Annotated in this window: 11 protein-coding genes; 6 read left to right on the top strand and 5 right to left on the bottom strand. The window is 32.8% G+C overall.

Annotated features, from left to right (window positions below):
- Window positions 1-311 precede the first annotated feature (311 nt).
- From Cop2CBH44_RS02880 to Cop2CBH44_RS02870, 3 genes are all read left to right on the top strand, one after another.
- On the top strand, window positions 312-3,095 hold the full coding sequence (locus Cop2CBH44_RS02880) for a TonB-dependent receptor (protein ID WP_200755518.1): 2,784 nt from the start codon (window positions 312-314) through the stop codon (window positions 3,093-3,095).
- A gap of 34 nt (window positions 3,096-3,129) precedes the next feature.
- Complete coding sequence (locus Cop2CBH44_RS02875; RefSeq protein WP_021930174.1) at window positions 3,130-4,497, top strand: beta-helix domain-containing protein; 1,368 nt, start codon at window positions 3,130-3,132, stop codon at window positions 4,495-4,497.
- Between the two features lie 70 nt (window positions 4,498-4,567).
- Window positions 4,568-5,035: a toxin-antitoxin system YwqK family antitoxin gene (locus Cop2CBH44_RS02870; RefSeq protein WP_200755517.1), complete on the top strand. Its 468-nt coding sequence runs from the start codon at window positions 4,568-4,570 to the stop codon at window positions 5,033-5,035.
- A 247-nt stretch (window positions 5,036-5,282) separates the two neighbouring features.
- Here the strand turns inward: Cop2CBH44_RS02870 and asnB are convergent, their stop codons facing one another.
- On the bottom strand, window positions 5,283-6,947 hold the full coding sequence (asnB, locus tag Cop2CBH44_RS02865; protein ID WP_021930176.1) for an asparagine synthase B: 1,665 nt from the start codon (window positions 6,945-6,947) through the stop codon (window positions 5,283-5,285).
- A gap of 245 nt (window positions 6,948-7,192) precedes the next feature.
- Here asnB and Cop2CBH44_RS02860 point away from each other — a divergent pair, with 245 nt between their 5' ends.
- Window positions 7,193-8,296 carry a TlpA disulfide reductase family protein gene (locus Cop2CBH44_RS02860; RefSeq protein WP_021930177.1) on the top strand — a complete coding sequence of 368 codons (1,104 nt, stop codon included), beginning with the start codon at window positions 7,193-7,195 and terminating at the stop codon, window positions 8,294-8,296.
- Between the two features lie 31 nt (window positions 8,297-8,327).
- On the opposite strand, the gene Cop2CBH44_RS02855 is transcribed toward Cop2CBH44_RS02860, so the two are convergent.
- Window positions 8,328-9,575 (bottom strand): ABC transporter permease, encoded by a 1,248-nt coding sequence (locus Cop2CBH44_RS02855; RefSeq protein ID WP_021930178.1) that lies wholly within the window; start codon window positions 9,573-9,575, stop codon window positions 8,328-8,330.
- Complete coding sequence (locus Cop2CBH44_RS02850) at window positions 9,572-10,771, bottom strand: pyridoxal phosphate-dependent aminotransferase (protein ID WP_200755516.1); 1,200 nt, start codon at window positions 10,769-10,771, stop codon at window positions 9,572-9,574. Before Cop2CBH44_RS02850 ends, Cop2CBH44_RS02855 begins: the two co-directional genes overlap by 4 nt.
- A 163-nt stretch (window positions 10,772-10,934) precedes the next feature.
- Here Cop2CBH44_RS02850 and Cop2CBH44_RS02845 point away from each other — a divergent pair, with 163 nt between their 5' ends.
- The gene (locus Cop2CBH44_RS02845) at window positions 10,935-11,498 is read left to right on the top strand and encodes a YIP1 family protein (protein ID WP_021930180.1); all 564 of its coding nucleotides are present in this window, start codon (window positions 10,935-10,937) and stop codon (window positions 11,496-11,498) included.
- Between the two features lie 15 nt (window positions 11,499-11,513).
- Window positions 11,514-11,966 carry an SsrA-binding protein gene (gene smpB, locus Cop2CBH44_RS02840; protein ID WP_021930181.1) on the top strand — a complete coding sequence of 151 codons (453 nt, stop codon included), beginning with the start codon at window positions 11,514-11,516 and terminating at the stop codon, window positions 11,964-11,966.
- 221 nt (window positions 11,967-12,187) lie between these two features.
- Here smpB and Cop2CBH44_RS02835 read toward each other — a convergent pair whose 3' ends face one another.
- Both Cop2CBH44_RS02835 and Cop2CBH44_RS02830 read right to left on the bottom strand, forming a co-directional pair.
- The gene (locus Cop2CBH44_RS02835; RefSeq protein ID WP_200755515.1) at window positions 12,188-12,607 is read right to left on the bottom strand and encodes a DUF4405 domain-containing protein; all 420 of its coding nucleotides are present in this window, start codon (window positions 12,605-12,607) and stop codon (window positions 12,188-12,190) included.
- Between the two features lie 80 nt (window positions 12,608-12,687).
- Entirely contained in the window at window positions 12,688-13,221 is a 534-nt protein-coding gene (locus Cop2CBH44_RS02830; RefSeq protein ID WP_200755514.1) for a Crp/Fnr family transcriptional regulator, read from the bottom strand.
- Window positions 13,222-13,233 lie beyond the last annotated feature (12 nt).

Here is a 13,233-nt window from a genome sequence, read left to right as displayed (position 1 = left end):
TACTCTGGTTATAAAGTGAATGCTATTCTTTCATATGCTGACAGTTGCACAAAATATATGCCAGTTATGTGTTATTGATTATAGTTTACTGATAAACAACTTCCTATTAATAATTGTTTATGAAACAAAATCGGCTGCAAATGTAGAAATATTTGGGGAATTTTGTAGAAAAAATCTACATTGAAAGATGTATCATAATATAAATATATGTTTCACTTTTGTAATAAATATGTATTGAATTTGTATAGCCGTTGTTCTTTTTTTGTAATTATTAACTCTCAATTTTGCAGTGTAAAATATAAGTGAGTTATATGAAAAAAGAATTAAAAAGAATTATCCATTGTATTTTGTATATATTAATTTCTTATTCCTCAATTGCTGTTAATATTGAAAGAGGTAGTGTCAATGGTGTAATTACAGATAAGAAAACAAAAGAACCCCTTATGGGAGCAACGGTTCAATTGGATAACTCGCCATATGGTACTGCTGCAAATCTTAACGGAGAATACAGTATTGATAATATTAAGCCAGGAGTATATACAATTACAGTGCGTTATATATCATACAAAACCGTTACTCTAAATAATATAAAAATAGAGAAAGGCAAAAAAATTCTTTTGGACATAGAAATGGAAGATGCCTCTCTTGATTTGCAAGGTGTTGTTGTAATGGCCCAACGGAGATTGAATACCGATTTATCAGTATTGAATACAGTAAAAAATTCATTACCGGTAATGAGCGGAATATCTCATCAGCAGATATCTAAAACGCAAGATAGTGATGCTTCTGAAGTTTTGCGTCGCATACCGGGCATTACGATAGTAGATGATCGATTTGTCATTATCAGGGGATTGGCCCAACGGTATAACAATGTATGGCTAAATAATGCAACTACTCCATCCAGTGAAGCCGACAGCCGAGCTTTTTCTTTTGATGTCCTTCCATCCTCATTAATAGACAATATGATGGTATATAAGTCCATGTCAGCAGAGTTTCCGGCAGACTTTACAGGTGGTTTTGTAAGCATTCTTACACAGAATACAGCGGTCGATAATCAGGTTTCATTTCAATATGGTACATCATTTATCACAGGAACTACATTCTCTAATATAAGATTGCTTGACGGATATAAATGTGATTATATTGGATTTGGTGCAGGAAAAAGAAGTTTACCAACCAACACACCTTCTGATTTAAGAGTTATTCCGATACAAGACGCTGTTGATTTTACAAAAAAGATTAATGGCAAATGGGGAATCAACTCCTTTACAGCTATACCTGACCAAAAATTTAGTTTTTCTTTACAACATAAATTTGAATTAGAGAATTGGAAACTGAGTAATATTTCTGCGGTAAATTATAGTACTGGTTATAATGCATATAACAATATGCAGAACAACCGTTATCAGTCTTATCGAGATGGTGCATCCCAGTATGATAATAAATATATTGACAATGTTTATAAAAATACAACCAAATTAGGAGCTTTATTCAACTGGCTACTATTTTCAGATAAGAATAAGTTTGAGTTTCGTAATTTCTTCAATCAGCGTGGAACTACTGCTTTAACCCAAAGAGAGGGGCATGACTATTATTCTGATATAGCTGTACGTTATTGGGAATCTTTTTATACAGCACGGACAACATATTCTTCTCAGCTTAGCGGAGAACATAAGCTAAAAGAAGATATAAATAAAATGGCATGGGTTATCGGATACGCTTATGCTGGATATAATGAACCGGACAGGAGAGTTATTAATTCTAAATTGAATGAGAATCGAGAGATAGATCGTTATTACGTAGATGATGCAAAAAAATATTATCAAAAACTCCATGATAATTCTTTTTCATTGTCTGCTAATTATGAGCATAGGTTTAATGCATCTGAATATTTTTCCTCGATATTGAAAGCTGGCATTTACGGTGAATACAAAGGACGAAAATTCAATGCACGCCAATTTCAGTATAACCTTTTGGGCGATGGTTATTCTCGTTATACAGATTGGGATTATTCTAATCTCTTTGATGAAAATAATATTGGCAAAGATCGTATATATCTGATCGATAAAACAGAGAAATGTGATTCCTATACATCTGACAATCTTTTGGGAGCTGCATACGTTTCTGCAGACTTCAATTATTCGGATAAGTTGAATACTAATATTGGAATTCGAGCTGAATACTATAATCTCAAAATAGATGGTTACAGTACAGACGGACTTACTCCGGTGAATATAGACCAAAAAAATATGGATATTTTCCCTTCTGTAAATATAGCATATCATTTGACTGATAAAAATCTGTTTCGTGTAGCCTACGGACGATCAGTTAACCGGCCTGAATTTAGAGAAATTGTCCCTTACGTCTATTACAATTTTGATGTATTTGCCAATATTTCGGGTAATATTGATCTAAAAAAAGCATATATTAATAATTATGATTTAAGATATGAATTTTACCCTACAGCAGGGGAAACTGTTTCATTCGGATTGTTTTACAAAGATTTCAAGAATCCAATAGAACAGACATATCATGAAGCCGGCTCGGGTGTTCAGTATACTTATCACAATGCCGACCGTGCAGTATGTTACGGGATTGAACTTGATATAAAAAAGAACCTTTCCTTTTTAGGTATGAAAGATTTCAATTTTATTTTCAATGGAGCCTATATATATAGTCGTATCTATTTCCCAGAAGGGGCTTTTGAACGTAATCGTCCCATGCAAGGACAATCTCCTTACCTTATAAATACAGGTATGTTTTATCAAAACGATAAAGCTGGGTGGTCCGCATCAATACTTTATAATGTAATAGGCAAACGTATCGAGACAGTAGGCATACCTAAACAAAATCCGAATGATGATATTCCTGATGTTTATGAGATGCCTCGTAATATGTTAGATTTTTCTATATCGAAAAAAATAGGAAAATATGTTGAAATTAAAGGAGGTATAGTTGATTTATTAAACACAAAAGTCGTATATAAACAATTTTTGAAAATTACAGAAGGGGAAAGTACTCATACTGTTGAACAACTTGTAAAATCATATCGTCCCGGGATGCAAATCAATTTAGGTGTATCTGTGAAGTTTTAATAACCCAATATATTATTAATCAAATTAGTTTTTTATGAAAAAGATTTTTTTTCAATTGGCTTCGATAGCCGTGATTTTTTTATCGATGTTATTTACATCTTGTAGTAACGATGACAATAACGATGAGCCTCAACCGACAGTCGACTCTACTCATTATGATGAGATTCTCGAAGGAGAAATTATTGGAGAAAAAACTCTAGATGCCAATAAAATCTATCTTTTAAGAGGCTTTGTTTATGTGTATACGTCTGATGTAAATAATCCCTCAGTTTTGACTATTCCTGCAGGTACTGTAATCAAAGGAGAAAAAGCTACAAAAGGTGCATTAATTATTGAACCGGGTTCTAAAATCATAGCTAAAGGTACAGTCGATAAACCTATTGTATTCACTTCTGATCAACCTGCTGGACAGAGAAATTATGGAGATTGGGGAGGCCTTATCCTTTGTGGAAATGCTCGTGTCAATTCAAACAGACCGCAAATAGAGGGGGGACCTCGTACAATTTACGGAGGAACTAATGATGAAGATAATTCTGGCACATTACAATATGTGCGTATCGAATTTCCTGGATATCCGTTGCGCCCTAACCAAGAAATTAATGGCCTTACACTGGGAGCAGTAGGAAAAAACACAATTATAGATCATATACAGGTCTCTTATTGTGGAGATGATTCATATGAATGGTTTGGTGGTAATGTAAATTGTAAATATCTTATTGCTTATAAGGGATGGGATGATGAGTTTGATACAGACAATGGCTTCAGTGGTAAATTACAATTTTTATTGGGTATACGCGATCCAAAATTTGCAGATACATCAAAATCGAATGGATTTGAATCAGATAATGATGCTTCAGGTTCTACTAATATGCCACTGACAACTCCTGTATTCTCTAATGTGACACTTATAGGCCCATTTTATGGAAACTCTTTATCAAAAACAGAAAATGATATATTGTATAATACTACGGATAATGTCAATGGAGCTAAGGGTGGTCAGTTCCAAGCTGCCATGCATATACGACGTAATTCATCATTGAAAGTATATAATTCAATATTTACGGGCTGGCCTTATGGTTTATATTTACAAAATGCAAATACCGAGGCAACAGTGAAGAATTGTATTTTTGCAGGAATGTGGAAAAACTTCATGGATGTAACCAGTCAAAAATATTTCGAAACTACATCTTTGGGGAACGCTATGTATGACTCCTCTAATGAAATAATTACTCAAAATGCAGATTTTATGTCGGTAGATAAAACAAAGATTGGAAACGCATCTTTTGATGACCCTGAATTAGTAGAAGGGTTTGATAAGGTTAGCTATAAAGGAGCTTTTGATGGGATTAACGACTGGACGGCTGGATGGACCAATTTTGATCCTCAAAATACCGAATATTGATTTATCTTCATGTAATTAAACTAAAATATACCTTCATGTAAAATACATGAGGGTATTAAACTTTATAAGAATGACAAAAAAATTGACATTTACATTGTTCCTTTTGTTATATTCATATCAGATATTTTCGCAACAGCTGGTATTACACAATGGATATTATTATACAGATAATACACAAAGTACTTTATATACAGGGCCATATACTGAGGTATATCCTTCGGGAGCGTTGAAATTGGAAATGTTTATTAAAAATGGATTACCTGATGGCATATATGTTGTATACTTTGAAAATGGAAAAATAGAAGAAGTTCGTTCGTATTATGAAGGAAAATTTCATGGAACTTGGAGAACATACGACAAAAATGGAATTCTAATTGCTGAAGCCCATTATAACAAAGGTAAAAAAAATGGAATATGGCGTATTTGGGATGATAATGGAATATTAAGATATGAAATGAGATATAAAGAAGGACGTAAAACTGGTTTTTGGTATATGTGGAATGAAAGAGGGAAATTAATATCGGAAAAAAAATATTAACGAAGATATTTGGTAACATAATCAATTTTTAAATTCACTGTAATAAAATCGTAATAGAGATTTTATTATTTTGTATTTATAAAAATACTTTCTAAATAATACAAACTTTATAAATTGTAGATTTAATACCAATTGATCTCCGAACACATTGTTTTTTAAATGCAATGTTATTCATTAAAAAGAATCTGTTACATAGAAAAGCCGATGTCGGGAGGCATCGGCTTTTTGTATATTTTGAGTCGTTTTTTTAATAACTTTTTACATGAACATTTTTGATGGCACGTCCCGAAGGCTCATTCATATTTTTAAAAGACTCATCCCAAGATAATGCTTCAGCTGTACTACAAGCAATAGAAGGTACAGAAGGAACAGTAAGAGCTGCAGTGTTTGACGGAAAATGTTCTTCAAAAATAGTTCGATAATAATATTCCTCTTTATTTTGGGGAGTATTTAAAGGAAAACGCTCAGAGGCGTGAGACATATCTTCATCCGATATTTTTTCTGAAGTAATTTTTTTTAGAGTATCAATCCAACTATATCCAACACCATCAGAAAATTGTTCTTTTTGTCTCCAAACGATATTCTTTGGAAGCATATTTTCAAAAGTTTTACGAATTATCCACTTCTCTATTTTTCCATCTTTTACCATTTTTTCCTCAGGATTTATCCGCATAGCTATATCTAAAAACTCTTTGTCGAGAAATGGAACTCTACCTTCTACCCCCCAAGCTGCTAAGGACTTATTTGCTCTTAAACAATCATAAAGATGTAGCTTACTCAATTTTCGAACGGTTTCTTCGTGAAAAGATTTTGCATCCGGAGCTTTATGAAAGTACAAATAACCTCCAAATATTTCATCGGCCCCTTCTCCAGAAAGGACCATTTTGATACCCATTGATTTGATTACTCTTGCTAATAAATACATGGGAGTAGAAGCTCTGACGGTAGTTACATCATAAGTTTCAATGTAATATATAACATCTCGTATAGCGTCTAATCCTTCCTGTATAGTATAATTGATTTCGTGGTGTACTGAGCCAATATAGTCAGCCACTTCTTTGGCTGCTTTCAAGTCTGGTGCACCTTTAAGTCCTATAGCAAAAGAATGCAATTGTGGCCACCAGGCTTCAGATTTATTATCTGTTTCAATACGCTTAGATGCATATTTTTTAGCAATAGCTGAAATTATAGAGGAATCCAAACCACCAGACAATAAAACTCCATAAGGAACATCTGACATAAGCTGCTTTTTTACAGCATTTTCTAAAGCTTCGTGTAACTCATTTATATCTACTGCATTATTTTTTATATTCTCATATTTTTCCCAATCACGAGTATACCATTTTTGTAACTGTCTTTCCTTACTGTACCAATAGTGCCCAGGAGGAAAAATTTCGATATGGTTGCATATTCCTTCTAATGCTTTTAATTCTGAAGCAATATAGAATTGTTTACTACTATCCCAACCCATATATAGAGGGATGACTCCGATAGGATCCCTGGCTATCAGGTAACAATCATTTTCTTCATCATATAATGCAAATGCAAAAATGCCGCTTATGTCTTCAAGAAAATTGATTCCTTTTTTCTTATATAAGGCTAATATTACTTCACAATCAGATCCCGTAAGAAATTCATACTCATTTTTCATTTTATTTCTGATTTCTCTGTGATTATATATTTCGCCATTTACTGATAATATAAGCTTTTCATCCTTGCTTTTTAATGGTTGCCCTCCAGACTCTGGATCCACTATTGATAAACGTTCATGAGCTAAAATGGCCTTATTGCTGCAATAAATTCCAGACCAATCAGGCCCTCTATGCCTGATTTTTTTTGCCATTTTTAAAACTTTACCTCTCATTTGTTGAGGGTTTTCACTTAAATCAAATACTCCAACTATTCCACACATAATCAATATTATTTTTTCATATCTTGTTTCTGCAAAGATATAAAATTATTTTTATCATAATGACTTTATAAAATTATTTTTACTATCATATTTCTATTATATTATCATTTTAATAAGAAATATGAAAACATATTACCTTATAAAAAATCATTAAGACATTATTATGTTTGTGTGTTTTTTATCAGATTTGTGTAGTTATAGGGACAGCTTTACTATATTTGTAAGAAAAGTAGAGAATCAGAGTTATGAAAAAAATATATTTGTTGTTAGCCATTACAATTATCTCTATAAGTTGTAATCAATCCCCTAAATCATATCATATTTCAGGGCAAGTAACAGATACGGAATTGAATGGAAAGATAGTTTACTTATCACGGATATCTGGAGAGGAATTAGTCAATGTAGATAGCGTTATGGTGGAGGAAGGAAATTTCGAATTTAAAGGCATTCAGGATATTCCAGCTGTATACTACTTACGATTTAATGATAACATAAATATATATACATCTTTTATTCTTGAAAATGCAGAATTAGTGGCTGTATTAGGTTCGGAAAGTAGTGTAAAGGGAAGCAACCTAAACAATAGACTCCAATCTTTTATAAAGAAAAATGAAACTTTTGATGAAGAGATGAAAGCATTGGAGAAAATATATTTCGAAAAGGTAGCAGATAGTACATTGACTGAAGATATAGAAATTCGACTTTCAAATAAATACGACTCTATTAATGAATTATTTATCGAACATATTCAAAATTTCATTTTATCAAATTTAGATAATGTATCAGGAGCTTTTGTATTAGTAAGATACCAAAATTTATTTGAAGATAAACAGCTTGAAAATATTATATCCAAGTCTGAAACTGCATTTCAAAATGAAATAGGGGTGAAACAAATTGCAGAAAGATTGAGACGTATTGCCTCTGTTGCTGAAGGAAAAATGTTTGCTGATATGAATTTGAGATTGCCGAATGGAACCCCAGGAAAATTATCTGATTATGCAGGAAAGGGAAAATTTACTATAGTAGACTTTTGGGCATCTTGGTGCGGTCCATGTCGAGTGGCTTTACCGGAATTAATCGACATATATAATGAATATAAAAACAAAGGTGTAGATGTTGTGGGAGTTTCGTTGGATATAGATTCGACAGAATGGGTCAATGCGATTGAAAATTTACATATTCCTTGGGTGCAATTGTCGGATCTCAAAGGATGGGATGCAGAAGCAACAAAGGTTTATGGAGTGAATAGTATTCCGCATTTAATGTTGATTAACCCGGATGGTTCTATAGCAGCAAAAGGAATGAACGAAAAAGAACTTCGCATCAAATTGCAAGAGTTACTAAAGTAAAATACCTTTATTGAATAGTAGAACAAATACCTTATTCAAATTTGATTGACTTGGCAGGTCTGATTAGGGATACTAAATAAGAAGGTCCTAAAAGCATGAGAAGAGATATTGCCATAGAAGCTATATTTAATAATATTATATATGTAATATTCAAACTGATAGGGACAGATGTAATATAATATATTTCGGGATCAAGTTTTATTATTTTGAAATAGTATTGTATTGCACATAACCCTAAACCTATTACATTTCCCCATAAAAGCCCCTTTCCGACCAGAAATACAGCAACATATAAAAATACTTTCCGAATAGACAAATTTGATGCACCCAAAGCTTTAAGAACCCCTATCATATTTGTCCGTTCAAGTATTATAATAAGTAAACCTGAAATCATTGTAAAGCCAGCAACTATAGACATTAGAATCAGAATAACCCATACATTAAGGTCTAACAAATCTAACCAACTAAATAATTGAGGATTCTGGTCTTTTATGGATTTTACGTAATAATTTTCTCCATATGCGTCTGTTTGATTTAAAAATTTGAAATACAACTCATCTGTTAAACGATCCAAATCATTAAAACTATATAATTGTATTTCTATGCCACTATGCTGATCTTTTTCCCAACCGTTCAGTTTTTGTATTTGTTTTTCGTCACCGATAATAAAAAATTTGTCATAATCAGTAAAATTAGTCTGGTATATCCCTGATATTTTAAATTTACGAGCCCGAATGTTTTCTTGTACAAAATAGCATAGGATGTTGTCATGTGTAGATAAATGCAATTTGTCTGCAATATACTGGGATATAATTATTTCATCGGATATAAGTGAATCTGATATTTGAGGTAAAGTTCCTTCCTTAAGGCTATTTTTAAAAAATGACCAATCATAATCTGTTGAAACACCTTTTAGTGCAATACCCATAAACGAATCATCTGTTTTCAATATTCCAGGTTTCGTAGCAAAAGTTTCAACATGCTTTATTTCAGGATATTGTATTAGAGAGTCTTTTTGTTGTGTAGAAATAGATATAGGATGAGTTTCGTAGGAAAGATTATTATCAAAAGTGGAAATTTGAATATGAGAATTGAACCCTATAATCTTGTCTCTAATTTCTTTTTTAAAACCTATGACTATGGCTACAGCTAGAATCATTACAGAAAGGCCCAATGCTACACCGATAGTCGCTATACGAATAGCAGGAGGCGAGACTTTCTGAATCTCGCCACCTTTGCCGAAATGTATTCTCTTTGCTATAAAGAGTTCTAAATTCATAATATTCGTCCAGGATAGGCTTCTAATGCTTTAGCTAATACAACTAAAGCTTTAGCCAAATCCTCTTTTTTCAAAACATATGCAACACGAACTTCGTTTACTCCTAATCCGGGTGTTGTGTAGAACCCAGATCCTGGAGCCATAAACACAGTTTGTCCCTCATATTCAAATTCTTTAAGACACCAAGCACAAAACTTATCAGCATCATCTACCGGAAGTTTGGCCATTGTATAAAAAGCACCCATTGGAATAGGAGAATAACACCCAGGAATACGATTCAAACCATCAATAAGAAACTTTCGACGTTCGACATATTCATTGTAAGTAGATAATAAATAATCATCAGGAGCATCCAAAGAAGCTTCAGCTATGAGCTGTCCTATAAGAGGTGGACTTAAACGAGCTTGACAAAATTTCATCACATTTTTCTTTAGCTCTTTGTGTTTCGTAATCAATGCACCTATACGTATTCCACATTCACTGTATCTCTTGGATACCGAATCAATTAGTACTACATTATCCTCAATACCTTTCAAATGAAAAGCAGAAATATAGGGTGCTCCTGTATAACAAAACTCGCGATATACTTCATCGGAGAACAGAAATAAATCATATTTTTTTACTAAATCTCTAATTTGATTCATTTCTTTCTGTGTATAAAGATATCCTGTAGGATTATTAGGATTACAGATTAAAATACCTTTAGTGCGATCAGTAATGAGCTCTTCAAATTTTTCAACAGAAGGCAAAGCAAAACCTTCATCAATAGAGGAGGGGAGAGTCTTGATTTTTGCTCCAGCAGATATTGCAAATGCCATATAGTTAGCATAAGCCGGTTCAGGTACAATAATCTCATCTCCGGGATCGAGACATGCTAAAAAAGAAAATAAAACAGCTTCTGAGCCTCCAGTAGTAATAATTATATCATCCGCATCAACAATAATATTGAATTTTGCATAATATTTCACCAATTTCTCCCGAAAACTTCGTATTCCTTCACTGGGACTATATTCCAAAATTTTGCGGTCAATATTACGAGCCGCATTTAACCCTACTTCTGGAGTCGGAAGATCCGGTTGACCGATATTTAGATGATATACCTTTATTCCTCTTTGCTTTGCTTCATTAGCTAAAGGAACAAGTTTACGTATGGGAGATGCTGGCATAATTTCTCCCCGATTGGATATTGTCGGCATTATGTTTATTCTGTCTGTTATTTTCTACATTAATTTCTGTTTCTCTCTGCAAATTTATTACTCTTTGCCATATAAAACAAGTATTTTTTGTTCATAATATAAAAACGCTTGCAAGCAATACAATATAAATTATTATTTTTGTCAAGATTAATCGGAAAAATAAATGATAAGGAATATAATAAGTAGCTTATTTTTATTAGTAGTATTTCCCGCGAAAGCCTGGCAGCAGATTGCCGAGAAGAAAGAATCTCATGATCATTTCTTGAATTATTTTCTATATCCGATGATGGGATTGACTGCTCTGTCTGCATTTGGAGGCTTTTTAGCTCCAGGATTTACTCTGGAACAGGCTTTAAAATGGGTAACTATTGACTTTGTTCAATATTTTGTAGGCTTTTTTGTATCAGCATTTTTGATAGATGAAATTCGTCAAAAACTTTTGGAAGAAGATAAAAATCCCTTGTTATCCCAAAAATTTGCTGGTTATTTATTAAGCCTGCTTATGATTGTAACAATTGCTATGAATATTTTACCTGATAATTTTTCATTTATCAGGTTTGCTCCTCTATATGTTATTTATGTTGCATGGGAAGGCCTGAAGTATTTTTTTAATGTTCCTGACTCTAAAAGAATGACTTTTATTGTCTTGGTTTCGCTTATTATATTACTATCACCGATTATTATTGAGCGGATTATGTTTATATTAATGCCAGGTATTAGAAATTAGGTTATAAATTGAAATATGAAGTTACCACAGATAAATATAAAGAATAAACGGGCATCATTCGATTACGAATTGCTTGATACTTATACAGCAGGTATAGTGCTGACTGGTACAGAAATAAAATCTATACGATTAGGAAAAGCTAGTTTGGTAGATACATTCTGTTTCTTTAATAATGGAGAATTATGGATAAAAAATATGTATATTGCTGAGTATTTCTATGGTACATATAATAATCATAATGCTCGTCGTGATAGAAAATTACTTTTAACGGCAAAAGAATTACAGAAAATTCAAAGATTGACGAAAGAAGCTGGATATTCAGTCATTCCAACTAAAATATTTATAAATGATAAAGGTCTGGCTAAAGTTGTCGTAGCTGTTGCAAAAGGTAAGAAAGCCTATGATAAAAGAGAATCTATAAAAGAACGTGAAGATAAACGTACAATGGATAGAGCATTTAAGCGTTAATTATTCCCTTTTATTTTAGATTTTCATCAGTTTGATACAACCGATTGAAGAATAAACTTTTAGCGTAGTATTTGAGAAACAGAGGTAACGATTTAGCAACCGTGCGATTTTCAGCGATTTGCGGTGCTATGCTGCCAAATAACTCTTTCATGGACAAAGTTACAACATTTTTAATAATCCACAAAGCAAAGGACTATTTATTTAGCCCTATGTCTTGTGGATTATTTCAGAGATTTACGTAATAAAGAAATTCGTTTTAGTAAATGCCCAATACATAGCACTATTGTAACAATCCCTATTTTATAGTGCAATAGCCCTATGTAGGAGTTAGCCCCGTCTACTCCTAATAGGATAATTCCCGTAACCGATACAAGAAAGAATACAACTGACAGTACTACTGTAATTTTATTTTTTTTGCCAAGCCCATTTTTTATTATTCCTTTATACCATCCCCAATGTGTTGTTATATGGAATATTGCCGCCAAAAAAAATAAAAAGCTGGTCAAAACATGAAATACAGCCCAATTATGCCATACTTCGTGGCTGTTGCCATGTCCAGCAATATGCAATCCTATTCCGGAAAATGCTGATAAGACAAACACAAAAATCAAAATCCAGTCTATTACAAAAATTTTCTTCATTGCTTACCGTTTTCATATTTATGGTGCAAAATTCGGTATTCAAGTAGAATCAAAACGATAACAATTGTAAAGAAATGAAGTTAATGACGGTTTCTGATGCGTGATAAAGAAACGGGAGTAATGCCAAGATAAGACGCTATATAATGTTGTGGAACACGCTGTATTATGTTGGGATACTCTTTCAGCAATTCTTCATATCGCTGTTGTGGCGTGTTTTTTATTCTTGACAAGAACAGTTGTTGATAAGCATGAAAACGGTCTATGAGTTTTTCTTCATACAACTGTCTTAACGATAAATTATTGTTGATTAGGTTATAAAAATCCTCTCTCCTTATAGCCGTGAGTTCCGTTGGCTCGATACTCTCCAAATAGAAAAGACTCGGCGTGCGTTTATATAGGCTATCGAATGAGGCGACAAAATCCCCCTCAAAAAAGAATTGAAAAGTAATATCTTTCCCTTCATTATAGAAAAACAGCCGCAGACAGCCTTTACGGATTAGATAGAGTTTTTGTGCAACTTTTCCTTCCTCCAAAAGAATTACTTTGGAAGGAACGGACAAGTATTCAGATTTTATCTGTGATTCAATATGTTTTAAGTGAATGTTTTCTATCATAGTACAAAGTTA

The organism is Coprobacter secundus subsp. similis (genome assembly GCF_015097275.1).
GTDB lineage: Bacteria > Bacteroidota > Bacteroidia > Bacteroidales > Coprobacteraceae > Coprobacter > Coprobacter secundus.
Note: the sequence above shows the minus strand (reverse complement) of the source record. Positions and strands in the feature narration are given on the sequence as shown.